We start from the raw sequence: 26037 nt of genomic DNA, 5'->3' as shown, positions 1-26037 counted from the left end.
ACGGGAATAGCTCATAAAATATGAAAAACGCTCATAACGCCTAAAAAGCATCAACCTGTCCATGTGGGATTATATTAAAAATGGAATTCAAACCAATTAACTCCTTATTGAAATCTAAATGCATCCGTTATTGAAAAGTTCCCTGGCTTATGGACAAAGGCATAGAACTGTCGCAGAACGAATATCACACTGAGCAAACTAATGCGATTGCTCAGCAAAAAACCTTATAAAGTGCTGGCTCGCACATCATAAGGTTTTCTCGATTTTCCTGCATATATGCTGCATGACTTCACGCGCGACATTCACTTCACTCGTCTCATAAAGCGACCTGGCCCCTACAGGATCTTCCAATTCATTCAGCAACCAGACATTATCTTTATTCTGAATGAAATCCACTCCGATATAGTCACTCTTCAAAGCTTTTGCAATCCTCACTGCGAACTCGCGTAAAGGGGAGGGAGGAACAAATCGTTCGGCCGTCCCGCCTAATGCGACATTTGCTTTAAAAGTTCCCACACCAGTGCGTTTTACCGCCCCAACCACTTCATTGCCAATCACATATAGTCGGACATCTGAGGAACCATGCTCGATATAAGGTTGAATCAGAAGCTGTCGATCAGCATAGTGAGCGACTATTTCATCCACCTCAGCTTCAGTCGTACATAAATGTACCTCAGCGCCACCGTGCCCATCTGAAGTTTTTATAATAACGGGGTATTCCCGAACGTCCAGAGAAGAATTCAACCGCCTCGTGGGGATCGCTGGAATCCCCAAAATAGCTGCGAGCTCACAGGTCTGGATTTTGTCGTTCGCTATACGATTTACCTCGCTGCGATTAATGACAATAATACCATCTGATTCGAACTGACGGCTTTTGCCAAAGTCCCTGCCTCGATAAAGGACGAATTTCGCATCATCAGGAAGGTCTGCATCCCCCGTCAATAATTCAACATCCAACTGTTTCTCAGTGCCTTCTTTAATGAGCTCATCAATGAACCAACGATTTCGAACCGCATCTACCTCGTCATAATAGATATACCCCTTCACGCAATCACCTCTAAAATATACTCAATCATCGCATCCGCCACATTGATACCCGTAACGTTATAGATATTGCGAATATGGGCAGCGGCGTTCACTTCACAAACTAGCGGTTCTTCGTTAACGCCGAACAATAAGTCCACTCCTGCAAAAACTGCGCCTACCGATTTCGCAGCACGTAAAGCGACATCGATTTGGGCATCCGTCAATTCCACTGTCTCCGCAATCCCGCCATTCGTAATATTTGCACGGAAATCCGTCTCGGAATGTCGATACATCGCAGCGACAACTCGGTCCCCGACGACATTCACACGAATATCGCGTCCGCGACTGGAAGCGATGAACTCTTGGAATAAATGGTCAACCCCACGCAAAGAATCCGTTTTCTCATAGAACTGCTCAACAGTTTCGATCAAATAGACATTCATTCCGAAAGAGCCGCGTGCTTCCTTAATAATCATCGGAAGACCAAGTTCCTGTAAAACGCGTTCATAGTAGCCGCTATCCTGTATTGTGAAGTTCCGATATACTTTCGGCGCTACAATCGTCCGTGGCATCGGGATCCCATCATACGCCAAAGTAATTGCTTGTTTTGTTTTGTTGTCACAGCGCTCAATCACTTCCGGATCATTGAATACAGGAATACCAAGGGACTTCAAAAACGTCGCCAGCACGATATCCTTATCTAAAAACACGACGAAATCAGGCAGTATTTCAATTTCTGCGGTCACATCCATGAACACTTCGTAATTTTTGTAAATAGATGCGGAAATTCCAGCTCGGTAGGCGGCTTCTTGTACGAGCTCCGCCTGATCCCGGAATTTATTATTCACTAAACTTCCATTATAAATTATCCAGCCACTTTTCAAATGGACCCCTTCTCTCTCGTGCTATACTCTTAAGAAAAGCCTTCTCGAGGCTATTGACTATTAGTTTAGCATAAGGTGGGGATTAGGTATGATACCGAAGTTGGAAGAGTATAAGAAAAGTGTGAATATCACAAGTGATAATGTGATAAAACCAGGTCTCGCGGCAATAGAACACGCGATGGACATCCTTGGATCGCCACAAGAAAATCTGAGGGCAATTCACGTCGCTGGCACCAATGGAAAAGGATCTACCATTTGTTTTATGGAGTCCATCCTTCATGAGGCTGGAATCAGCACGGGAGTTTTCGCTTCGCCAGCGATGGTGGATATCCATGACCAAATCCGGATCAATGGCGAGAATATTACAGAAGAGCAGTTGACAGCTTCTTTCCAAAGAATTAAAGATGCAGGGCTTGACGGCATGTTGACAGACTTTGAACTCTTAACAGCAGCTGCATTTGTCACATTTGACCGCCTGCAGCCGGATGTTGTCCTCATCGAATGCGGTATGGGTGGGAGATTTGACAGTACAAATGTGATAACACCGATGGTTTCCGTGATTTCATCCATCGCAAAAGATCATGTCGGATTCCTTGGTGACACGATCGAACAGATTGCCTGGCATAAAACAGGGATATTTAAAAAAGGGGTGCCCGCTGTCTGTGGCCAATTACAAGAGGAAGCTAATCAAGTGGCAGAAAGAGTTGCGGAAGAGGTTGGCTGTGATCTGATGATTTATGGACAAGACTTCCGCATGGAAAAAGGGGCACCTGAACAGTTCCAAGGAAATCTGCACCTTACAATTCCGCATAGACGGATGAAAGGTCCCCACCAAGCAGTCAATGCAGCGGTTGCGATAGAAGCGCTTTGCGCCACAGGGCTACAACTTTCGGCTGAAGCGATTCAAGCGGGGATTGCAACCGCACAGCTCTCCTATCGATTCGAAGAAGTCGCCCCCGGTGTTTTTTTTGACGGAGCTCATAATCCAGCCGCAGCCGCGATGCTTAGACGGACGGTTCAAGAGCAATTCCCTGGAGAAAAGTTTGATTTCGTCATCGGGATGATGGCAAATAAGGAGATCAAAGCGACACTCAACGAATTATTGCCCGTTGCGCATTCGTTTTCCTTTATTGAGTTTGAAATACCTGGCGCGGCGACTGCACAATACGTATACGATCAATGTGAATTTGGAAATAAAAAGGTGACAAAGGAAGATTGTGAGTCTATAATACTATCTAAAGGCCTACACAGAAAGAAAATAGTCTCAGGATCTTTATACTTGCTAAACAGCCTAAGGACTCATATACTGTAATTATCAATAGATAGAAAATTCCGTGTGATTGGCGGGGAGTGGAAGGATGAAGAAGATGAAGTGGAAAGACCGGCCATTGGTACTTCTATTCTTAACGTGGTTATTTGTTGTGCCGACCGGCATTGCGTATCTTCTCATCACCCAACCCCCTGACAACTTGAATTGGACATGGTTGCTTTTTTCAATCCTATTAGGGTTTCTCAGCCTTTACTTTCCTATTATCTATAATGGAAAACCTGTTATCCTTTTTGTCTGGTTCACTTTGCCGATTTTCATATTGTACGGGCTAACTACTGAATTATTGACTACCCAGTTTATAGTAGCGATTGCCGTCTTATCGCGCAGGAACTCCGGTGATCTCTTATACCGCTTCTTATATAACTCACTAGCTTATTTTGTTCTATCAGTGAGTGGGGCTGTCGCATATTTTCTTGCAGGCGGTGAAACGGGCAGTACATCATTTTGGATGTTAGCATTCAGGGTGCTCTTCTATCAGCTCGTCTATTCGCTTCAGTATGATTGGATTTTTAAATTATACAGCAGACTTACGGGCAGAATGAGAAGAAATTCTCTAAGAGAAACCATATTGCATTATTTCCGCATGATTGTGGTAGTTCCATTGTCGATCTCCCTTTATTACCTTCTCCAATATTATGGGCTCATAGGTTTCCTGATTCTGGCTATTCCTTTCTTTTTTATTACGATAGTTATTCGCATCAACACACAGACAGAGGATTTGAATGACTTTATCAAGGAAGCTGGTGAAATCGGTCAACAGATAGCAAGAATTACGGAAGAAGAAAAAGTGATTACAGAGTATTTATCTAAAACTGCCGTTATGTTTAATGTTGAATATGTATACTTGTTTAAACACATGGATGATTGGCTTGAAATGACTCATTTATTCGTCGGTGGCCGACAAGTACCCATAATAGATGGGACAGTGCTTAGGGGCGAAGGTATTGCAGGGGAAATGCTCTTTACAAATGAGCCACGCTTATATTCCCGCCGAGAAGAGTGGATAAGTAAGTCTTTGAAGCTGGCACCTGAGGGAATTGAAAGCTTGTTGTGCATGCCGATGATACGAAATCAAAAGACGGAAGGTGTATTGATCCTGGGACATGCGAGGATGAATGCCTTTAAAGACGTTCACTTGCGAATTTTAGATCTTTTGAATTCATATTTCATGGTGTCTTTAGAAAAATCCAGATACATTGAAGAAGCACACCGTGTCAGTGATCGATGTGCATTAACGGGTTTGTATAACTACCGGGCTTTTGAGGAAAAGCTGGAAACTTCCATGGAATTGCTTAGTCAGGGGATTTTCAGTAATCTGTCTTTGGTGATGTTGGATATCGACCGGTTTAAGCAAGTGAATGATACGTATGGACATGAAAGTGGTAACACCATATTAAAGCAGTTTTCGGCATTGTTGGCAGAAAAATTGCCTACGGATGGAACGTTAGCGCGGTATGGAGGGGAAGAGTTCGTTTTTTTACTTCCGGATTTTTCTAAGGAACAAGCAGTTGGTTTTGCTGAATCACTCTGTCATGAAATTCGCAATGAACCTATGCGCCTTTCTGCAGGACTATCGAATGCTAATGAAGAAATAATAATAAAGATTACGTCCAGTCTCGGTGTTTCATCTGCATTGGAAGATACTGACGAAGCAATGACCTTACTGCGAAATGCCGATAGAGCTTTGTATATTGGAGCTAAACAAGCTGGACGCGACCGGGTTGCGTCCTATGTAAAATGAAAAATCGGAAGGAGGGACCGGAGTGAATATCACACCACAAAAGCAATGGATTGTGTTATTAATGTGGCTGGCAGTGGTTCCGGTCTCTTTCTATTACATTTACTTCAATTTTCCATCTCAAGATAGCAAAAGTTTATTTGTTTTGATAAATTTTATTATCTTATGTTTGACAATGGCTTTTCCATTAAAAATATTAGGGGATTATATCGCGCTTGAAAGATGGATAATCTTCACCATCTTTTTTCAGCATGGACTACTTACCGAGATGCTTTTCATGCAGGCGGCTATTATCGTGCTTCAAATTTCAACGAAATCTCCTCTGCCGGCAGCATACCGGTTCTTAACGAATTCCTTAATGTTTGCGATCGTTTCAATAGGAAGCGCAATCATGTTCTTCTATTCAGGAGGAGTGGTTAACGCAATCGCGAATCCTTGGCAACTTGTTTGGACGGGCTTAATTTACGCATTATCCTACAGTATTCTTAATAACATTGTCATCTACCTGTTCCTAAAATTTGAAAAAGCGGGTACAGAAGGTTTCTTTACCGTGGCTCTTTGGGATTTTGTAACAACCCTCGTTGTTCTTCCTCTAGCGATTTCCTATAGTTTGTTAGCGAACAAACTAGGTATCCAATCTGTCATATTGCTAGGCGTGCCTTTTTTGCTTATGCTTCTTATATTCAAAATGTATTTCTCCTCAGAAAGTTTGAACAAAAAAATTTCTTCGGCCGTAGAAATCGGTCATCAGTTAACAGATAGTCTTCGCACCCTCGAAGTATTGGATATATTCATAGAGAAAATTAGAAATGTCGTGAATTACGATCAAGCATACTTGTTGGACTTGAGAAAAGGTGAATTTTTAGTTCTTCTATCTAGTGTTGAAGCGGGTTCATTAACCAGGACCCCGCAATTTTTTAACTTTGAAACGAAGATCATAAGCGAACTCCCTATAAGCCAAATAAAAACTTATGCAAAATCAAAAGAACTTACTGAATTGAAGCAATTCCAATTTAGTCAAGCAGTTGAAAGTGTCATGATCGCTCCGATAAACCGAGCTGGACAAATAGAAGGATATCTTGTGATGACTTCTTTTAGAAAGCACTTTTTTGAAGAATTGGATAAGAAAATGGTCGATTTGCTTACCGGGTATTTTGAAGCTGCGGTTTTAAAAGCGGTCCATTATGAACGTACGATTAAAAAAGGGGAAATCTGTGGTTTAACGAAACTTCACAATTTCAGGTATTTGACTACCAAACTTCAGGAGGAAGCAAACCGTATCAGTAAGAAAGAAATTTCTAATCTAGCTGCCATCATTTTGGATATTGATCACTTCAAATCTATCAATGATACTTACGGGCACCAAAGCGGTAATGACATTTTATGTACATTTGCTCAAATTCTTAAAAAATATGATACGGATGACCGTACATTAGCCCGCTATGGAGGCGAAGAATTTGTTCTGCTTCTTCCTGATTATACAAAACAGGAAGCGGTCATCATTGCCGAACGGATACGACAAGAAGTGGAACACTATAGCTTTGAGATTACTCCCGACCTATCTCAAGACGTTGGGTCAGTAGTTGTTAACCTGACTGTAAGTCTGGGTGTGTCCGCTATTCCGGAGGATACCAATTTAGAAAGTAGTTTGTTGAGAAATGCAGATCGGGCCCTCTATATTGGGGGGAAGCAGGCAGGAAGGAACCGTATTGGGGTGTATGAAGGAGAATTGGCAAAACCCATGGAGACTATATAAAATGGATTCACATCAAAAGACTGCGTTTGCAGTCTTTTTTTGTAACAATTAAGAAAAGAACTCTATTGAACTCAGAGGAACACTCCGTTATGCTAGAGATAGGCAAAAGGAACGAATTGAGGTGTGAGATAAGTGATTAAATGTAAAACCACTGAAGAGTCTGGACTGACTTTAGTTGAAATTCTCGCCTCACTTGTGATATTAGGCATAGTTTTTGTTGCGTTCATGACGATTTTCCCTCAAATGACACTATTTAATAACCGGACCGAGACGAAGTTGGAGACAATGAATGAAGCTCGGGTTGTTTTGGAGGAATATAGAAAAGTTAAATGGAAAATAGCCGATTTGTCCGATAACCGATTTATAAGTGATGGAGATTGGTGGACAGAGAGAAGGGATAGTAAGACAGTTACTATAATTAAAATTAAAAAAACACCAGATGAAGGTCCGAAATTAGGAGAGACATTGAAATCTGGAGTGGTTAGGCTACATAGAATCCAAGTTTATGTATTAAAAAATGACCGGATAATTAGTGAGTCTTTTGGTTATATCCAGGTAAAGTAACTAAAAGGGGAGCATGGGTTTGAAGAAAAATGAGTCAGGACTATCACTCGTTGAGTTACTTGCTGTCTTAGTTTTAATTTCTCTTGTAACTGGAATAATATGGACATCCATGAGCGTAAGCATGAGACACAATGTTGTCGAGACTACCAAATTACAATTGCAGCAAGAAGCTAATACAGTAATTACAAAAATACAACAGGAGCATAGGAAGCGGATATGCTATCAAATAATAATAAATAAAAACAGTATTGAATTAATTGATTGCGTGACTAAATCAAAATATTTAGAGATAGAAAGTGAAAAACTCTTATATGGGCCGGATATGAATGAAGTTATAGAACCCAAGCAAGAAGACTTGAATCTAGAAGGTTTCTATGTAAAAACAGTTGATAACAAAATGATAGTTGAAATACCGACGATTATTACTAGATTTAAAAGTGAACGTTAGGAGTGGATATTGTGAGGGGAGTAAGAAATGAAACTGGATATGCGTTGTTATTGGTCTTACTTCTTATTGTTTTCATCACGATCTTAACAGCAGTCTTCCTAAGAGGTTCTATTAGTAATGCGAAACAAGAGCAGGCTGTAGACAAAAATCATTTAACAGTAATCAGTGCCGAAACTGGAATGGATTACTATAAAAATTATTTTTCTAATATCTATTATGATAACATTCCTGAATTGGAAGTTGAAGCAAACCGGTTAATTGAAGCCCAAAAAAACAAAGGCAATTCTTCTGGAAATAGTAATAATGGAAAGGCTGTGGCTGTCGATTATGTTTTAGTACAAAAATCAATAAATGATTTGCTGCTTACTAAAATGAAGAATGGTATACAAAAGGTAAATGGTACATTAGACAAGTTTGGTATATATCAAGATTATACTTTTTTTCCTGAGAACTTGAAAGTTGAAAAAGCTTCAGAGGGAACTTCTGTTAAAGTCACTGGTACAGTTCGAGGAACTTACCGAAATGCAGAAATTGTGAAACGTTTAAATTTTACTCAGGAATTTAAAACCATAACTTTTGATCCTAAAAATACTTCTGAATTGCCATCCCAAGGTGCTGGTAACAGTGTTATTAATATTAACAATCTTTATCCCGGAAATGAACCTAATTCTCCATGCCTCGAAAGCAAAATAAAAGGTAAAAAATGTACAGCTGGAAACAATTTCTACATTAAAGATATAGAGGAGTCTACAATCTTTTTCCCAAAGGGATATATGAATGAGAAACAAGGGAACGTTAAAATAGATGAATCGACTATCTTTTCAAATGGGCCCTTTCATGTGAAAAATATGAATGATCTTGAAGATTCACACTTGTATATTAATGGGTCCTTTAGTGCTAAAAATATGAATGATGTGGAAGATACACTTATGGTGGTAAATGGAAAAATAGATATAGATAGTAATATAGAATTTGAAGAGTCCCAACTGGTAGTCAATGGGGACGCAACGATTAAGGGGCATCTTGATATTGAAGAGAGTAAAGTTTGTATTGCTGGATCTCTCTCGGTTGGGAAAACTTTGAGTATTGATAAAGATAGCATGTTATATTATTGGAATAAATTAACTTACAAAAGTTTAAATGGAAACCAAAAAAATATAGCAAAATTAAAAAGTGCTAGTGAAGTATTGGAAAAATGTAAAATTTTCAACTCGAGTGATGTATCTAAAGAAAAATGGCAATCACCATCTATTGACGTCACCTATCAACAATCTGTCGGAGGTTCAACATGATACCTTATCTACTCTTGCTCATAATTTCGCTGTTATTCTATGTAATCATATCCCTGCTTATTAGATCCAACCGTTTGCCAGCAATCGTGATTCAGTTCATCCTCCTAGGATCATCCACTGCATTCCTGGCAATGCTAGTTTCACAGACAATGTCAATCTGGTATGCATTGCTAGTAATCCTAGGCTTATCCTTCGCGACAGCAGTTTTGCTTGTGAAGCAGCAGGAAGCGAAATCGCATGATTGAACGAAACAATAATTCTGAGGGGAGGCGTCCAGTACGTGGGTAATCGAACAGTCATCACTTATTTTCTAAGCATCATGGGCGCTTCTTTACTGTTTTTTGGAATTGCCACGGCGGGGGCGTTTTTTGCGGAAAACCTCTTATTCGGCAAACGGTTTGGTGACCATACATACGCAGGGCCGTTTAACCTTTCGAAACAGACGGATCAAGAAGCTGAAGTGAAGCTGACGTCCGAATTGTTAGGGATGCAAGATAAACTGCAGGCGGATTTACTCTACCAAGATGCAACGATTCCGTTGCCTGTAGAGTTAGTCGAATATAACCCTACCGCAACGATTGAACAAGCTAAATCCGAAGCGGAGAATTCACTGATTGCGACGGTATCTGAAGATGGGCTTAGCACGTTGTTGCAGCAGCAGTTACCGATGCTTACAATCAATGAATCGGAACTCCAATCGATCGCCAGCGGAATTAGTGAGAAATTGGAATCAGGAATCATGCCACAATCCATAATTTTAACAGATTTTCTCGAATCGACGCAGCCAATTACTGAAATTGCGTCTGCTTCCATTAAAATTGACGGTTTGACCGCTCCGATGCTCGAGTTGATCAGTAAGTTGGATGGTAGTGAACTGGAGCCGAAAACCCCTTTTTCATTACTTGAATTCATTGAAAACACGCAGCCAGGCTTATTGGATGTAGAAGAACTCACGATTCTTGCGTCCACCCTTTATCGTGCTTCGTTACAGACGAACTTCTGGATTGAAGAACGTTCAATCCGAAGAGAACTCACGCAAGGGGTGGAACCCGGATTCGAAGCGGCCATTAATACGCAGCTTGGGCTCGATTATGTCATGACGAATCCGAATTACACTTCTTATACAATGCATGCAAAATGGGAAAGTGGATCCCTGAACATTTCCATCGAAGGGATGCCTCTTCGTCATGAATACAAGCCATACGTGGCGGATACGAATACATTCGATCCGAAAACAGTCGTTCAATATAGTGAAGATCTCTCACGAGGACAAGTCCGTGTTGCAGAGTCGGGCAGAGATGGATTCGAAGTGATTGTGCAGCGTGAAATCTTTGAAGACGGCACTCTTTTGACAACCGAACCTGTATCGGAAGATTTTTATCCTCCGGTTTCCCGTGTGGAACAGCTGCCGTTAATCGAAGCAGACACGGGAGGTACGACTGAGCCTGGAGCTGATTCTTCCCAAGACAATGGGGAGGTAAATAATTCCGGTTCCTCACAGGACAACGGCAATGCGAGTACAGGAAATGATCCAAATACCAAGCCGGATTCAAGTGGTGATTCTTCTACTGAAGAGAAGCCTTCAGGAAACGGTAAACCATCTGGCAAGCCTGGTGATTCTGCAGATCCTGATGACGGAAAGCCAATGGCAAAACCTGGAGAAGAAGGATATCTGTACGATAAAGGCGGTAATTTGATCGAGTAACACCTGGTTTGGAGGGGGAGTTTCAATGGCGGTACCACGAAAACGGTTAGGGGATTTACTCGTCGAGTCCGGACTGATTACAGATGTTCAGCTCGACATGGCATTAGCGGAAAAGCCTCGGGACCAACGGCTTGGCGATGCCTTGCTTGGGCGGGGATATATTACAGAACAACAACTCATCGAAGTATTGGAATTCCAACTCGGGATTCCTCATATCAATTTGTTCAGGTATCCGTTTGATCCGAAATTGTTCAATATCGTACATAAGGACTTTGCGAAGCGTAATTTACTGGTTCCGTTGAAAGCGGACGGCGATCGGTTGTTCGTTGCGATGAGCGATCCGATGGACTATTTGACAATAGAAGATCTGCGTTTATCAACCGGTTTCCATATCGAAACGGCGATCGCTTCTAAAGACGACATTCTCCGGACGATTTCCAAGTATTACGAAGATGAATCGTTCGAAGATATTTTCATTGATCAGCCTGAAGAAACGAAGCAGCAAGAAGAACTGACCGATCTCGATTCTCCGATTGTCCGCTTGGTGAATCAGTTGATGGTGTCTGCGGTCACTCAAAAAGCGAGTGATATCCATTTGGATCCGCAGGAAAATGAGCTCGTCATCCGCTACCGGTTAGACGGCATGTTGAAGACAGAGCGTGTTCTGCCTAAGCATATGCAAGGCATGTTGACCGCTCGCATCAAGATTCTTGCTAACTTGGATATTACTGAACAGCGTCTGCCCCAAGACGGGCGTATTAAGACAACGATCGATTTCCGTCCAATCGATTTGCGGGTATCGACGTTACCTACTATTTTCGGAGAAAAGATTGTCATGCGGATTTTGGATTTGAGCAGTTCATTGAGTGATTTGAAGAAACTCGGATTCAATGCGTTGAATTTGGAACGGTTTTTAGCGGAAATCAATCGGCCGAATGGCATCGTACTCATATCGGGTCCGACGGGATCTGGGAAGTCATCGACGCTATATGCGGCACTGAACAAATTGAATAGCGAAGAAGTCAATATCATTACCGTTGAAGACCCAGTCGAGTATCAGCTTTCAGGTGTCAACCAAATCCAGGTCAATCAAAACGTAGGGCTGACCTTTGCGACAGGTCTGCGGTCGATCCTGCGCCAAGATCCTGATATTGTCATGGTCGGCGAAATCCGTGATCGGGATACGGTTGAGATTGCCATTCGTGCTTCTCTGACTGGACATTTAGTACTCAGTACCATTCATACAAATGATTCTGTCGCTTCCATCACCAGGTTGCTCGATATGGGTGTGGAACCGTTTCTTGTCACAGCATCTCTCAACGCAGTAGTGGCGCAACGCCTCATTCGAAAGGTGTGCAGGGACTGCGGGAAAAGGATGCCGGCATCGACACGGGAACAGGAAATTTTTGCGAAACGCGGCATAACCATAGGGGAAATCAACCGAGGGTCCGGGTGTGCCTCGTGTAATATGACTGGTTATCGAGGTCGTGTTGCCATTCACGAAGTGCTGCTGATCGACGAGGCGATGCGGGAATTGATCAACAGCAACGCGACTCCGGCTAGAATGCGCGAAGCCGCAGTGAACAGTGGAACGATCTTTTTGATCGATGATGGGCTGAATAAAGTGAAGGAAGGATTGACAACGACGGAAGAAGTGCTTCGCGTTGCTTTGCCTGAATAAGGAGGGGATATCATGATGAAACAACAGATCGATGAGTTACTGACGAAAGCGGTTGAACGTCATGCTTCTGACATTCACATGACGATAGATTCTCCACCTGTCTTTCGGATTAACGGAGATTTGAAACGTTTCGGGAGTGAACCGATAGATGAACAATTTACGATGGGGGTTGCGGAAGCGACAATCCCTGATAAATTATTCACTGAATTTAAGGAACAAGGGCAGATTGACTATTCATATGAGCTACCCAATGTTGCACGTTTCCGTGTCAATGCATTTCAACAGCGCGGTGTGACGTCTCTTGCGTTTCGTACGATTCCAACGGATATTCCGACAATTGAGTCTCTGCAAATGCCGGGCATTTTAAAATCTCTGGCGGACACAAAGCAAGGACTTATCCTTGTGACTGGACCGACGGGATCCGGTAAGTCTACAACGTTAGCTTCGATGATTGACTATTTGAATCAAACCTCAAGGAAGCACATTTTGACGCTAGAAGACCCGATCGAGTATATGCATAGTCACGGTTCAAGTATCATCGACCAACGGGAAGTCGGTTTTGACACGGATTCATTCGCAGATGGTCTGCGTGCTGCGTTACGTCAAGATCCAGACGTCATTCTTGTTGGTGAGATGCGGGATTTGGAGACGATTTCAACTGCGATTACAGCTGCAGAAACCGGGCATCTAGTACTTGCTACGCTTCATACTTGGAGCGCTGCATCGACGATTGACCGGATTATCGATGTGTTCCCTCATGGCCAACAAGCTCAAATCCGTGTCCAGCTCGCTGGTGTGTTGACTGCGGTTTTATCTCAAAGGTTGTTACCTACTAGGGATCTATCGGGTAGACGAGCTGCGACTGAGCTAATGATTAAAAATGCCGCAATCGCAAACTTGATCCGTTCAGAAAAAGTTCATCAGATCCCGAATGTTATTCAAACGAATCGAGCTGCGGGGATGCATATGATGAGTACGTCTGTTAAAGAGTTATTGGATGGCGGAGTGATCAGTTATGATATCGCTGAACCATACTTGCAGGAGGAATCTTAATCGTGGCTCGTTTTAAATACGATGGACGAGATGCAAAGTCTGTCAGATCAGGAATTGTAGTGGCGGACAACAAAAGAGAAGCGGCGTTGAAGTTGAAACGCGACGGGATTCGTGTGAAAAACTTAACGGAGCAAGCAGAAACAACGCTTACAAAAGAAATACAAATTGGAAAACCAGTAAAACGCCAGCATTTCATCATGTTTTTGCGTCAGTTTTCAACATTGCTCCGTGCTGGAGTAACCATCGTCGAGGCAATTCGGATTTTGGCACTCCAAGTGGAAGGAAAACAGTTCAAAAAGATTTTGACAGAAGTGAATGAAGATTTACGAACTGGTGGAGCGTTGTCGGATTCATTTGCAAAGCACCCGAAAGCGTTCGAACCACTCGTCGTGAATATGATCAAAGCCGGTGAGTTGTCAGGCACACTGGATGATGCACTGGACAGGCTCGCGATCCACTATGAAAAAGCGTATAAGACCCGACAAAAAGTGTTGTCTGCACTATCCTATCCAGTAGTCGTTGGAATTGTAGCAGTCGGAGTTGTCATTTTCTTACTGACCTTTGTCGTGCCGATGTTCGTGGATTTGTTCGCCAGTGTAGGTGGAGAATTACCGATGCTGACACGCTTTGTCATGAGTGCAAGTGATTTTGCTCTGTCCTATTGGTATGTAATTGTCATGACCGTCGCAGCGATTGCAATCGGGTTTTATCTCATCCGAAATAATCCTGCTGGAAAAATGATGCTCGATACGATTTTACTTCGTCTGCCGATATTCGGGGATATTGTGAAAAAATCTTTACTGGCAACGTTAACTCGAACGCTTAGTTCTTTGTTCTCGAGTTCAGTTCCGATTTTGCAATCAATTTCAATGACAGAAAAAGTGATCGAAAATGAAGTCGTGCGGAAAGTGCTTGTAAAGTCACGCGAATCATTGGAGCGGGGAGGGTCTCTTACCGAGCCGATGGAAGGGCATTGGGCGTTTCCACCGCTCATTCCTCATATGATTGCAATCGGAGAGCAAACTGGATCTTTGGATGCCATGCTTGCGAAAGTTGCGGATTTCTACGAAAGCGAAGTCGATGCGTCGACAGAAAGACTGAAAGCACTTATCGAGCCGATTATGATTGTGCTGTTAGCAGGATTAGTTGGGACTATTGTCCTCGCAATTTTACTGCCGATGTTCAGTCTATTTAACGAGATAGATAATTTGTAACAAGTAAAACTTAAAGTCCATTAAAATTTTATAAATTAGTAGAATAATAGTTCCTCTCGACCAGAACTTTTGGTATACTGACAACAGGAACAAAAGCACGTACACTAAGGAGGAATAAGAAATGAAGAAATTTTTACAGAAGAAGTTGAAAAATGAAAAAGGTCTGACACTCGTCGAGCTACTCGCAGTTATTGTGATTTTGGGTATTATTGCGGCGATTGCTATACCCTCAATTGGAAGTATTATTGAGAATAGTAGAATTAAAGCTGTTAAAGCAGACGCTCAAACTGTATTATCGGCAGCAAACATATATTTTGCGGAAGGTAATACGGGGAATGACGGAAATGCAGGTGTTGTTAGTGTAACTCTGGTAAAGCTCGTAGAAGAAGGGTTTTTAGAAGATACTGCTTCTTTTAATAAAGACACAAGTGCAAAGGTTTATAAAGAAGGCACTAACAAAGCTTTAAAAATTTCAGGCACGGGTACTTCTAAAAATGTAAGTGTAACTTTTACTAAAGCAACAAGTGAACAAATCACATTAAGTGGTAACGATGTTAAAGTCCCTAATTCATAATATCAAATAGTAACTGATTTATTTTCATTATTAATCATTAATCATTAATCATTCACTAAGGAGCCAACCCATGCCATTCCCATTCTCCCGCCCAAAGCGGCCCATCTCACTTACAATTGAAGAAGACGCCGTGCGCTACGTAAAGCTGAAAGCGGGAGATCCATTAACCGTGGAAGAGGCGGTGGAAATACCACTTCCGCCCAACACCGTCCATGACGGTCGTGTGGTGGATACAGCTGGTTTGGCGACTGTGCTCGACGGGCTTGCGAAGGAATGGGGCATTGCGAAACGCAGTGTCCAGTTCCTTGCGCCCGATACATATGTCATGATCCGGAAAGTGCCATATCCGGAAGACGTCATGGAAGATGAACTCAAAGGGCACTTTTTCATAGAAATCGGGTCGTCGATCTATTTGCCGTTCGATGATCCGGTTTTTGACGTGGTGCCCTACTTGCCGAATGAAGAAACTCGTGAAGCGATTTTGATCGCTTCCAAGGAAAGTGTGCTCACTGGATATGAGACCGCGTTAACAGAAGCGAAATTGGTACCTGCCGTCGCGGACATTGCACCGCTCGCACTTTATCGGTTGGCGCATGAAAAACATCAGTTCACGGGGGACGAGCATGTTCTTTTAGCTGATCTTACCGCAGGAAAACTCGTCGTCTCGATTTTCCATCAACACTATCCGCAATTCATGCGTCCTGTCGATTTGGAGAATGCCACGGAACTCGATGTGTCGGCGACTGAATTATCGACAGTATCCAATGGATTGTCTCCTCGTGCGATTGTCCAGGAGCTTGAAAAGCTCGTGAATTTTTATCGCTATAATATGTGGAACGGCAGTGCGACGATTACGCATCTCCTCTTTAATGGTGAGTATGCGGAAATAGACGAGCTGCTGAGTCAAGTATCCGAACGTCTGAATGTGGTGGCAGGCCCGCTGTTGCCCGAGCCGCTTTCATTTACAGATGGCGGGATAGTCCCTGCGTCGTTCAATCGGACGATCGGATTGGCGCTGAAAGAGGTGCACCATGCTAGTCGACATTAACCTATTGCCGGAAAAGGAGAAGGAGCGCTCCGGCCTCCTCTACGCTGCGCTTGCGTTTATCGGCGCGGCGCTTCTTTTCTGGCTCATTTTCTTTTTTCTTACACGGAGTATGACCTCGGATACGGAGCGTTTGGACAACCAATTGGTGAAACTTCAAGAGACTCAATCTGAGCTGTCCGGCCAATTGGATCGCTCGGATACTGCCCAATCTCATGATCAGCTTGCTGCAAGTGTGAAATGGGTGGAAGACTATCGCTATGAAACGGCTCCGTTGCTTGAAGACCTTGTCGCACAACTTCCGCGACGCGGTTTTTTCCGTTCGCTTGCATTTGCGGCACCTCATCAAGCGACAGTTGAAATCCAGTTTGATGATAAGACGGAAGCAGCTTACTACTTAACTCGCATAATGTCATCTGACTTAGTGGAGACTGCATCGATCGAATCGATCGAAGCCGAAGAAATCGATCAGGAAGAGGGTGTCGTGAGCAACTGGTTACCTCGTTATCTAGCGACGTATACCATTTTCTTTACAGATGGACGCCAAGTGATCGATGGGGCGGCTCCTCCGCTTCCTGAAGAAACTGTTGAAAACAACGAAACTACTGAACCACCAGCAAATGATGCTGATAGCAATGAATCTACTGTTCCGGAAGAGGAGGGGTCCGATGCGGAGTCTAACTAAACGTCAGAAAGACATCGTTCTTCTCATTCTTGCCGTCCTCTTTTTCGCAGTGCTCGTCAGTTACAGCTGGTTTCAGCTCTATGCGCCTGCAAGGGAAGAGAATACGAGAGTCATCACTTCACTCGCGGACCAGCGGGAAGTGCTCTTTGAGTTACAGAGGCAAGTGGCGTCCCAGCCGGTTGAACAGTCGAATAGTTCCCGTCCATTGCAACGGAAAGTTCCTGTCCTACCACTCGAGGACCTGTTGCTCCTTCAACTTGAAAAAGCCGAGGTGAAGTCGGAGGCATTGATAACGAATGTGACGTTGGCTCAGGATGAACTAAGTGAGGCACCTATTGAAGCGGGTGAATCAGTAGAACCTGGTACGGAAGATCCCGAACTTGCTCTAAAACGCTTGACCGTCGAAGTCGGGTTGACAGCATCTTCTTATGATCAGATGGATCGATTCATCCGTGAAGTGGAAGCAACGGAGCGTATTTTTGTAGTACAATCCATCGAACTCGGTACACCCGAAGAAATCCGGGAAGCAAGTGCTGAAAAAGAGCCGCTTGAACTGATGGTGTCATTCCAAGCGTTCTACCGCCCCGACCTCCAGGAGCTCGTACCGGAACTACCTAGACTGGATGCCCCGATGCCTGCTGGGAAAGAAGATCCGACAACTCGTGCAGGTGAAGAGGAATGACGGCTGTCTGGACAAGCTTTTTCTTCGTTTACGGACTAGTATTCGGATCGTTTTTTAATGTCGTCGGGTTACGTGTTCCAAAAAAAGAATCGATCGTCTCGCCGCCTTCTCATTGTACAATTTGCGATCGTCGTCTGACTGCAATTGACTTGATTCCTGTAATCTCATTCGTGTTTCTACGGGGGAAATGTCGTGGATGCGGAACGAAAATCAGTATCGTATACCCTTTAATGGAACTCAACACGGGAGCTTTATTCGCCCTGTCATTCTATTATCTGGGCTTTTCACTAGAACTTGCAGTGGCACTGCTTTTTGTTTCCATGCTCGTCATCATTACGGTTTCAGATATTATGTATATGCTGATTCCAAATAAGGTCTTGTTGCCATTTGGAATGGCAATTGCCCTGTTGCGCTTTTTTAGTCCGCTCTCCCCGTGGTGGGATAGTCTTTTAGGAGCAGCAGTCGGTTTCTTAGTGCTCTTACTGATCGCGATCGTGTCGAAAGGCGGCATGGGCGGCGGTGACATCAAGCTGTTTTTCGTCATCGGACTTGTTCTAGGCACTCAACTGACATTGCTGACGTTGTTTTTAGCGGCATTCATCGGCTCGCTTGTCGGGATTCTTTACTTGCGCAAAACAAAGCAAGGGCGTAAAACACCCGTCCCATTCGGGCCTTCCATCGCTGTGGCAGCGGTCATCAGCTACTTCTGCGGCGACACCCTTGTCGGATGGTATCTGACGCTGTTTACTTAAGTCGAACAATTTTCCAGAACAAGACGACACGAGTCTTGTTCTTTTTCATGTCCGCTTTGATACGGTTAATGAAACTGGGGGGATTGTTATGAACTTCAAGAAAAAGTATTCGAAACTGACAATTATGCTGGCGCTCGGACAAGGCGTGTTATTAGGGATTGCGGCAGTTGCAATTGTCGGATTCATCCTATTGAAAACAGAGAAACCTGAAAGTGCTGCATCACCTAACGTAAATGTGCCGGCAAGCGGTCCGGCAACCGGTCAAACGAGTGGAAAGAAAGAGGAAACGAAGCCTGAAAAAGCCGCTGCTGGCGCACCCATTGCCATGTATGCGAAACAGCATGGGGTATTTTCGTCCAAGACATCCGCAACGACTTTCATAGCGGATGAAAACTTGCCGAAAGCTGCAGCTGTCCATGCTGATGGTCAGTTCTATGTATGGAGTGCACTTGGACTTTCTGAAAAAGATGCAGACCCCGCTGGTGAGGAAGGGGTATTCCGTAAACAAGTGACCGTTTCTCCGCTCGTCTGCGACAGTGGAGAAGGCGAATTATTGAGGAGTGTGCTCGGTGCTTCGCAAATTTCCGAAATTCAGGATTTGGTCACTTCACGGAAACAGACCGTCGGCAAAGGGAAAAAAGATGCATTTGCGAGTAATATAGCTGCGATCACTGCATTTACAGACGATCTGAATATCATCAAAATGCATGTGTTAGCCCACTATTCAGAGACGGGTGAGTGTGTCAAACTTGATTTTTGATCGTTGAAAAGGTGCCAAATCCTTATTTTGCAGTTTTCCACACAATTTTCTTCCGGATCACATTGTCGTATGATGTGGCAAAGGGGGAGTTTACGTATGTTTTTTGAAACGAATGAAACCATTATTTTAGCTTCAGCTTCGCCACGGAGAAAAGAGTTGCTTGGGAGATTGGGAGTACCGTTTATAGTGCACGCCAGCAATGCCGTTGAGCGTCCGATAGAAAATGGTGAAAAGCCGGAAACTTATGCACAAGCTCTGGCGTCCATTAAAGCGTCCGCTATATACGAAGACCACCCGGGGACTCTGGTTATAGGAGCCGACACGGTGGTCGCGTTAGACGGAAAGGTGTTCCCGAAGCCGAAGTCGGCTGCTCAAGCAGAGGAATTCCTTCGAGAGCTATCGGGACGGACTCACAGTGTCATAACCGGCGTCACGCTTATAAAAGACAGCGCGGTCACCAATTTCACATCCACAACTGAAGTGACATTCAGAAAATTAGATCACGCACTTATTCATGCATACGCAGCAACAGGTGATCCGTTGGACAAAGCAGGCGGCTATGGCATTCAAACAGCAGGCGGATTGCTTGTCTCGGAGATTACTGGTGATTACGATAACGTCGTCGGACTTCCTATTGCAGAACTGGCGGATGCTATGCGTTCGAGTGGTCTGATCTGGTTGAAAGGGGACGATCTCTGATGCTGACGGATTATAAAGATACGTTAATGATACGGGATATCCATTTCTCAGACAGACCGCGCGAGCGCATGACACGCCAAGGTGCATCCAGTTTGTCCAATCAGGAGCTTGTTGCGATTCTGCTTCGGACGGGCTCACGTGAAGAATCTGTCCTGGTTCTTGCGAATAAGCTATTATCCGAGTTTGATAAGATCCAGGATTTAAGAGATGTCACAATCGAAGAGCTGACTTCCGTCAAAGGTGTGGGAGATGCGAAAGCGGTGCAGATCATGGCTGCGGCTGAACTTGGCAAACGAATCTATTCAGTTGCGCAAGACGGCCGGTATACCATCAAATCACCGGAAGACGCCGCTGCCTATTTGATGACGGATATGTCAAAGTTGACACAAGAACACTTTGTCGTCCTGTTCCTGAATGTGAAAAACGAAGTGCTGCATAAGCAGACGATTTTCATAGGCAGCCTGAATTCGTCCATTGTCCATCCGCGGGAGATTTTCAGAGAAGCGGTTAAACGCTCGGCTGCGTCTTTAGTCGTCGCTCATAATCATCCTTCAGGAAATGCAACCCCTTCACCGGAAGACATCGAAGTGACGAAACGGCTCGCTGAAGCGGGGGAGCTGATGGGAATCGATCTTTTGGATCATATTATCATCGGAGACCAGCGCTTTATCTCGCTTAAAGAAAAGGGATACATGTGACACTGTGAATTTGTTCGCCTTTCCGTTATACTATGGTGTATGCTTTTAAGAAGCCTCATAAAAACGGTACTGCAGAAAGGAAGAACGAATTTGTTTGGACTAGGAGCGAGAGATGTCGGGATTGACCTCGGCACCGCCAATACGTTGGTTTTCATCAAAGGAAAAGGAATTGTTCTGCGGGAACCTTCCGTAGTTGCAAAAAATACGATTACAAATGAAATCGTAGCTGTAGGTAGTGCTGCGAAAAATATGATCGGCCGTACGCCAGGATCGATCGTTGCAACACGCCCGATGAAAGACGGAGTTATTGCTGACTTTGATATCACTACGGCAATGATTGAGCACTATATGAAAGAAGCGACAAAAGCGGCAGGCGGTTCATGGAAGAAACCGAATGTAATGGTTTGCGTGCCTTATGGAATTACTTCTGTTGAACAGCGTGCAGTCATTGACGCGGCTCGTCAAGCTGGCGCAAAAGATGCCTTCACGATTGAAGAACCGTTTGCAGCAGCAATTGGTGCGAACCTACCTGTGTGGGAACCTACTGGTAGTATGGTTGTCGACATCGGTGGCGGTACGACTGAAGTTGCGGTTATTTCTTTAGGAGGAATCGTAACTAGTGAGTCGATTCGTGTCGGTGGGGATACTATGGACGCAGCGATTATCAGCTATATCCGTAAAACATACAACTTGACAATCGGTGAGCGTACAGCTGAAGCGGTTAAAATTGAAATCGGTTCTGCTAGTGTACTGGAGACATCTGAGAAGATGGAAATCCGTGGACGGGACTTGTTGACAGGTCTGCCGAAAACACTCGAAATCTCTCAGGACGAAATTGTCGAAGCGCTTCGTGAATCGTTGCTGCAAATTGTCGACGGTGTGAAAAAGACGTTGGAAACAACACCGCCGGAATTGTCAGCTGATGTAATGGAACGCGGTATCGTCTTAACTGGCGGTGGTGCACTTTTACGCAACTTGGACAAAGTGATTTCTGATGAAACGAATATGCCAGTATTTATCGCAGAAGATCCTTTGGATTGTGTGGCAATCGGAACAGGTAAAGCACTTGACAACTTTGACGTGATTAAAAAAATGCAAGCGAAATAATTGAGGGAGGATATCGGCAATGCCGCGATTTTTTTCGAACAAACGATTAATTTTATTGCTCGTGGGCGTAATTGTCTTAGTGGCATTGATAGCTTTTTCCCTTAAAGACCGGCAAAGCGCCAACCTCCCTGAAAAGATGGTGAAGGATGTCGTCGGTTTTGGACAATCCCTATTTTCCAAACCGGCTCATTCCATTACCGGATTTTTCGATGACATTGATGGTATTTTGAATACATATGAAGAAAACAAGGCGTTGAAAGCCCGTCTGACCGAGTATGCTTCAACTGAAGTCGAATTGGCAGATATCAAGGAAGAGAATGAGCGTTTACGTAAGATTATCGATAAGGAAGATGATCTGCGTGCGTATGATCCTGTTCAAGCAACTGTCATTTCACGGAATCCCGATCAATGGGAAGAGAAAATCATTGTCGATAAAGGAAAAAGTCAGGGGATCAAACTCAACATGGCTGTGTTGACCGCAAATGGGCTGGTCGGGAAGGTCGTCCTTGTGACGGAATATACTTCCACGGTCGAATTGCTGTCGACTGAAAACCAGAACTTCCGTGTGTCTGCAATGATTCCTGGAAAGAAAGATATTTTTGGTCTGATGGAAGGATACGATCCCGAACGCGGCGAATTGATTATGAAACGGATCGATTCCGGTTTTGAAGTGAAAGTGGGACAAAAAGTCATGTCCTCCGGTCTCGGCGGTATTTTCCCGAAGGGTCTCTTAATTGGAGAAGTGACAGAAGTATCGACGGATGATTACGGACTCACGAAGTTGGCGTATGTACGCCCGGCTGCTGAGTTCTCGATGCTGGATCACGTCATGATCGCAAAAAGACAGTCTGCAACTGTAAAAGGGACAGATGACCCTGGAACGTCGGCAACGGAGGGGGAGGATGGATCATGACCCGGTTCATCGTCCCTCTTATTGCTGTCGTTCTGTTTTTTCTGGAACCGGTCTTCAGTCTGTTTTCACCAATTGAACTAGGTGATGTCCGCTATACACTCGTTCCGAGATTTCTCATTGTTTACTTAGTATTCATCGCTTCCTACTATGATCTTCGCAAGGCGGTTATCTATGGTTTCTTATTTGGCCTCTTGTATGATATGTATCACATTGATATCATTGGAATATATACGTTTCTCTATCCGTTGATTTGTTTCTTAGCTTTTGTGATCATCCGTCAAGTGCATCGGTCTACCGGGACTGTTATGCTCTTGTCTCTAATTATGGTCGTCTTGCTGGAAATGATGTCATATCTGTTCGCTAGTCTGATTGCGCTGACGTCGATCAAAATGGAAGTGTTTGTGACAGCGAGACTTGTACCTACAGTGATTGCTAACTTGATATTCATTATCATGTTTGGCTGGTTGTTCAAAAATCTGATTTACAAACGGGTCGTAGAGAAGCAAGCCGGTATGTAATTTTCGCATGGGGCGGGGTGACGCAAGTGTCGAAACAGCAAGCAGTAACAATTAAAGGGACCAAGGATGGACTCATCTTGCGCCTTGACGATCAGTGCGCCTACTCAGAACTACTGGAAGAGTTAGGCAAGAAAGCACAGGATCCCGGTCTCGAGGGAGCTGTCGAAGTGCAAATCCACACAGGATCTCGCTATTGCAGTGAGCAGGCAGCAAAAGAGATTATACAGGTTGTCCAGTCTGCTGGACATTTACGAGTTTCCAAGATACAAAGTGATGTCATTACATTGGAAGAATGCAACCGCCGCGTCCAGGAACGGCAGTCCGAGACATACATTGGCATTGTGCGTTCCGGTCAGGAAGTATATGCCAAAGGTGATTTGGTTGTCATCGGTGATGTGAATCCGAACGGACATGTCTCTGCGGCAGGAAGCATTTATATACTTGGCAGGCTGAAAGGGAAAGCGCATGCAGGAAACGCCGGCAACCGGGAAGCGGTTATTGCGGCTTCGTGGTTGGAAGCGACACACCTCATGATTGCGGACCAAATTGAAACGATGACAGATGAGCTTGCAATTTTGTCTGAACATCCTGAAATGGAGTGCGCATACTTGCACACCAATGGATTCATCGCCATTGACCGTCTCCAGGACTTAAGATTATTGCGGCCGGAGTTGTCAACATTTAAAGGGGGGAGCTAATGTGGGAGAAGCGATTGTCATAACATCTGGGAAAGGCGGAGTTGGTAAAACTACTTCGTCAGCAAACCTCGGTACTGCATTGGCCCTTCAAGGTAAGAAAGTTTGTCTAGTCGATACAGATATTGGATTGAGGAATTTAGACGTCATTCTTGGCCTTGAAAATCGTATTATTTACGATCTGGTAGATGTCATAGAAGGCCGTTGCCGAATACAGCAGGCGCTCGTCAAAGATAAACGGTTCGAAGATCGATTATTTTTGCTGCCTGCTGCTCAGACGACCGATAAGAACGCAGTTACGCCGGAGCAGATGAAAGAATTGATAACTGAGTTGAAACGTGATTATGATTACATTTTGATTGATTGTCCTGCAGGTATTGAACAAGGTTACAAAAACGCCGTAGCAGGGGCGGATCGGGCGATAGTCGTGACGACGCCTGAAATTTCAGCAGTACGAGATGCGGACCGGATTATTGGTCTACTGGAAGCGGAAGATATCGAGCCGCCGAAGCTCATCATTAATCGGATCCGGAGAAATCTCATCAATTCAGGGGATACCCTCGACGTCAATGATATTACTTCACATCTCTCGATTGACTTGCTCGGAATCGTGCTTGACGATGAAAACGTTATCTCGTCTTCCAATAAGGGAGAGCCGGTTGTCATGGACCCTAACAATCCGGCTGCACAAGGGTATCGTAACATCGCCCGCAGAATACTTGGGGAATCCGTTCCATTGATGTCAGTGGATACTGGAAAACCAGGATTCTTTGGTAAATTGAAGTTGCTATTCTCAAAATGAGATCTCCAATCCTCTGTACCTTCCGGTGCGGAGGATTTTTTTGTTGAGCAATCCGTTTGTCGGGATTGTCTCTTTGCATACTAAACTCCGTGCTCACCCGACTATTCAGGAGTCATGCTTCATATACTGAAAAAAAGGGGGTGTGCGTGTGAGAGGGAAGACGAAGTGGGTCTTGGCGCTCGTTTTTACGGTCTCTATCCTTGGGGTTGCTAAACTAGAGCAACTCGGCGTAATGGAACGGCCTGTCACTCAATATCTTTCAACGGGTCAAGATTTTGTGGCGATGAAAAAATGGGTGGCTTCGATGGTAGACTCTGAGGAATCCGGAATGATCCAAGTGAGCGGAGAAGTGGAAGCAGTCGATCCGTTTGCAGCGTACGAATCGATGCAACCGTATAAAACGGGTGTGATCCTGTCTTATGCTGAACCGCTTCCGATTGCGGCTCGGGGAAGTGGTCTTATCGTGTTTACTGGATTCACCAGACAATCGGGTAAAACGCTCACTGTACAATATGATAATGGGGATGAAGTCACTTACGGATTCGTAGGCTCGTTTGCAAAGTTGCCATATACGGCTGTCGACAAAGGGGACACGCTCGCGGTGATGGAAGAAGGGACGATGTATTTGAAAGTGAAGCGGGACGGACTTGTACTTGACCCTACGTTACTGCCTGCATTCTTTTCGGAAGTGAGTCCTTGAGGTTCCGGTTGCATCCGATTCTGCTGCCAGTCTTCATTTTGCTTGCTGTAATGGGCGGACTCGCTGCTTATGCGATTGTGTTCGGCTCGTTGCTCATTCACGAAGCCGGACATTTAGCAGCGGCAAAGGCGAACCGAATGCGCGTCCGTTCGATAACCATTCTTCCCTATGGGGGAGAATTGGAGATTGCAGGGCGTGCTGACCATACGCGGCGTGCACGTGTTCTGCTAGCACTTGGCGGTCCGATTGCCACTGCAGTGTTGCTTGTAGTAGCAATGACAGTACCTTTTCCAGGTTCTTTTGAGGTGGTCCGCATCCAGCTTTTGATCCTATTCGTGAATTTACTGCCGATTTTGCCGTTAGACGGCGGACAGGCGTTACTTGCTCTAGCTGAACGTGAAGAAAGCCGATATTTCGACCATACTGCATTTCTTTTGTTTTCAATCGCGTTTCTGATTGTCGGCGCTGCTATGTTAGTGACAGGGTTACCTGAAACTGCACTTTTAATAAGTCTCGCAGTATTTTTATGTTTGCAGAATATCAGTGTTTTTCGATTCAGACGATATCGACGGATTTATGAGCAATTGAAAAGGAAGGACTTGACGTAAAGTTCTGTGCATGTTATTATTCTAATGTTATGTTTGTAGCGCACCCGTGCTGCAACCGCACTGAACCAGGTACAAGTATCCGTATGGATCACCTGGGAAGGCGAGTCT

At 44.3% G+C, this 26037-nt stretch carries 28 protein-coding genes and 1 other annotated feature (1 of these 29 cut by a window edge); of the genes, 26 read left to right on the top strand and 2 right to left on the bottom strand.

Features of this window, described 5'->3' with window-relative positions:
• Positions 1-246 precede the first annotated feature (246 nt).
• Together ABE021_RS11370 and ABE021_RS11365 are read right to left on the bottom strand one after the other, a co-directional pair.
• On the bottom strand, positions 247-1047 hold the full coding sequence (locus ABE021_RS11370) for an ATP-grasp domain-containing protein (protein WP_430288800.1): 801 nt from the start codon (positions 1045-1047) through the stop codon (positions 247-249).
• Complete coding sequence (locus tag ABE021_RS11365; protein ID WP_430288799.1) at positions 1044-1910, bottom strand: ATP-grasp domain-containing protein; 867 nt, start codon at positions 1908-1910, stop codon at positions 1044-1046. Before ABE021_RS11365 ends, ABE021_RS11370 begins: the two co-directional genes overlap by 4 nt.
• An 88-nt stretch (positions 1911-1998) precedes the next feature.
• Here ABE021_RS11365 and ABE021_RS11360 point away from each other — a divergent pair, with 88 nt between their 5' ends.
• The 26 genes from ABE021_RS11360 to ABE021_RS11235 all read left to right on the top strand — a co-directional run bounded on the left by ABE021_RS11360 (position 1999) and on the right by ABE021_RS11235 (position 25929).
• Positions 1999-3222 (top strand): bifunctional folylpolyglutamate synthase/dihydrofolate synthase, encoded by a 1224-nt coding sequence (locus tag ABE021_RS11360; protein ID WP_430288798.1) that lies wholly within the window; start codon positions 1999-2001, stop codon positions 3220-3222.
• A gap of 46 nt (positions 3223-3268) precedes the next feature.
• On the top strand, positions 3269-4981 hold the full coding sequence (locus tag ABE021_RS11355) for a diguanylate cyclase (protein ID WP_430288797.1): 1713 nt from the start codon (positions 3269-3271) through the stop codon (positions 4979-4981).
• 22 nt (positions 4982-5003) lie between these two features.
• Complete coding sequence (locus ABE021_RS11350; protein WP_430288796.1) at positions 5004-6734, top strand: diguanylate cyclase; 1731 nt, start codon at positions 5004-5006, stop codon at positions 6732-6734.
• A gap of 132 nt (positions 6735-6866) precedes the next feature.
• Complete coding sequence (locus tag ABE021_RS11345; RefSeq protein ID WP_430288795.1) at positions 6867-7298, top strand: PulJ/GspJ family protein; 432 nt, start codon at positions 6867-6869, stop codon at positions 7296-7298.
• A gap of 19 nt (positions 7299-7317) precedes the next feature.
• A complete protein-coding gene (locus ABE021_RS11340; RefSeq protein WP_430288794.1) occupies positions 7318-7746 on the top strand; it encodes a prepilin-type N-terminal cleavage/methylation domain-containing protein in 429 nt (142 codons plus the stop codon).
• Between the two features lie 11 nt (positions 7747-7757).
• Positions 7758-9038 (top strand): hypothetical protein, encoded by a 1281-nt coding sequence (locus ABE021_RS11335; RefSeq protein WP_430288793.1) that lies wholly within the window; start codon positions 7758-7760, stop codon positions 9036-9038.
• Complete coding sequence (locus tag ABE021_RS11330; protein ID WP_430288792.1) at positions 9035-9283, top strand: hypothetical protein; 249 nt, start codon at positions 9035-9037, stop codon at positions 9281-9283. The genes ABE021_RS11335 and ABE021_RS11330 overlap by 4 nt, the downstream gene beginning before the upstream one ends.
• Positions 9284-9318: 35 nt before the next feature.
• Positions 9319-10743, top strand: coding sequence for a G5 domain-containing protein (locus tag ABE021_RS11325; protein ID WP_430288791.1), 1425 nt, complete (start codon positions 9319-9321; stop codon positions 10741-10743).
• Positions 10744-10768: 25 nt separating this feature from the next.
• Positions 10769-12424, top strand: coding sequence for a GspE/PulE family protein (locus ABE021_RS11320; RefSeq protein ID WP_430288790.1), 1656 nt, complete (start codon positions 10769-10771; stop codon positions 12422-12424).
• A 15-nt stretch (positions 12425-12439) separates the two neighbouring features.
• Positions 12440-13477: a type IV pilus twitching motility protein PilT gene (locus tag ABE021_RS11315; RefSeq protein ID WP_430288937.1), complete on the top strand. Its 1038-nt coding sequence runs from the start codon at positions 12440-12442 to the stop codon at positions 13475-13477.
• 2 nt (positions 13478-13479) lie between these two features.
• A complete protein-coding gene (locus ABE021_RS11310) occupies positions 13480-14691 on the top strand; it encodes a type II secretion system F family protein (RefSeq protein WP_430288789.1) in 1212 nt (403 codons plus the stop codon).
• 121 nt (positions 14692-14812) lie between these two features.
• On the top strand, positions 14813-15265 hold the full coding sequence (locus ABE021_RS11305) for a prepilin-type N-terminal cleavage/methylation domain-containing protein (RefSeq protein ID WP_430288787.1): 453 nt from the start codon (positions 14813-14815) through the stop codon (positions 15263-15265).
• A gap of 70 nt (positions 15266-15335) precedes the next feature.
• Entirely contained in the window at positions 15336-16313 is a 978-nt protein-coding gene (gene pilM / locus ABE021_RS11300) for a type IV pilus biogenesis protein PilM (protein ID WP_430288786.1), read from the top strand.
• On the top strand, positions 16297-16995 hold the full coding sequence (locus ABE021_RS11295; RefSeq protein WP_430288785.1) for a hypothetical protein: 699 nt from the start codon (positions 16297-16299) through the stop codon (positions 16993-16995). The genes pilM and ABE021_RS11295 overlap by 17 nt, the downstream gene beginning before the upstream one ends.
• On the top strand, positions 16979-17677 hold the full coding sequence (locus tag ABE021_RS11290; protein WP_430288783.1) for a hypothetical protein: 699 nt from the start codon (positions 16979-16981) through the stop codon (positions 17675-17677). The genes ABE021_RS11295 and ABE021_RS11290 overlap by 17 nt, the downstream gene beginning before the upstream one ends.
• Complete coding sequence (locus ABE021_RS11285) at positions 17674-18429, top strand: prepilin peptidase (protein WP_430288782.1); 756 nt, start codon at positions 17674-17676, stop codon at positions 18427-18429. Before ABE021_RS11290 ends, ABE021_RS11285 begins: the two co-directional genes overlap by 4 nt.
• Before the next feature lie 88 nt (positions 18430-18517).
• A complete protein-coding gene (locus ABE021_RS11280; protein ID WP_430288781.1) occupies positions 18518-19189 on the top strand; it encodes a hypothetical protein in 672 nt (223 codons plus the stop codon).
• 96 nt (positions 19190-19285) lie between these two features.
• Entirely contained in the window at positions 19286-19888 is a 603-nt protein-coding gene (locus ABE021_RS11275; protein WP_430288780.1) for a Maf family protein, read from the top strand.
• The gene (gene radC / locus ABE021_RS11270; RefSeq protein WP_430288779.1) at positions 19888-20586 is read left to right on the top strand and encodes a RadC family protein; all 699 of its coding nucleotides are present in this window, start codon (positions 19888-19890) and stop codon (positions 20584-20586) included. The genes ABE021_RS11275 and radC overlap by 1 nt, the downstream gene beginning before the upstream one ends.
• A 90-nt stretch (positions 20587-20676) precedes the next feature.
• On the top strand, positions 20677-21693 hold the full coding sequence (locus tag ABE021_RS11265) for a rod shape-determining protein (RefSeq protein ID WP_430288778.1): 1017 nt from the start codon (positions 20677-20679) through the stop codon (positions 21691-21693).
• A 19-nt stretch (positions 21694-21712) separates the two neighbouring features.
• Positions 21713-22606, top strand: coding sequence for a rod shape-determining protein MreC (gene mreC / locus ABE021_RS11260; protein ID WP_430288777.1), 894 nt, complete (start codon positions 21713-21715; stop codon positions 22604-22606).
• Positions 22603-23124, top strand: a complete 522-nt coding sequence (gene mreD / locus ABE021_RS11255; protein ID WP_430288776.1) for a rod shape-determining protein MreD — start codon at positions 22603-22605, stop codon at positions 23122-23124. Before mreC ends, mreD begins: the two co-directional genes overlap by 4 nt.
• Before the next feature lie 26 nt (positions 23125-23150).
• Positions 23151-23822, top strand: coding sequence for a septum site-determining protein MinC (gene minC, locus ABE021_RS11250; protein ID WP_430288775.1), 672 nt, complete (start codon positions 23151-23153; stop codon positions 23820-23822).
• A gap of 1 nt (position 23823) precedes the next feature.
• Positions 23824-24621: a septum site-determining protein MinD gene (gene minD / locus ABE021_RS11245; RefSeq protein WP_430288774.1), complete on the top strand. Its 798-nt coding sequence runs from the start codon at positions 23824-23826 to the stop codon at positions 24619-24621.
• 148 nt (positions 24622-24769) lie between these two features.
• Complete coding sequence (locus tag ABE021_RS11240) at positions 24770-25321, top strand: hypothetical protein (protein ID WP_430288772.1); 552 nt, start codon at positions 24770-24772, stop codon at positions 25319-25321.
• A complete protein-coding gene (locus ABE021_RS11235; protein WP_430288771.1) occupies positions 25318-25929 on the top strand; it encodes a site-2 protease family protein in 612 nt (203 codons plus the stop codon). Before ABE021_RS11240 ends, ABE021_RS11235 begins: the two co-directional genes overlap by 4 nt.
• 43 nt (positions 25930-25972) lie before the next feature.
• Positions 25973-26037 (top strand) — a sequence feature (ribosomal protein L21 leader region); it runs 10 nt beyond the window's last position.

It is taken from the genome of Sporosarcina gallistercoris, assembly GCF_050459885.1.
In the GTDB taxonomy this organism is placed as follows: domain Bacteria; phylum Bacillota; class Bacilli; order Bacillales_A; family Planococcaceae; genus Sporosarcina; species Sporosarcina gallistercoris_A.
The sequence above is the reverse complement of the archived record's forward strand: the minus strand, read 5'-3'. Positions and strand labels throughout refer to the sequence as shown.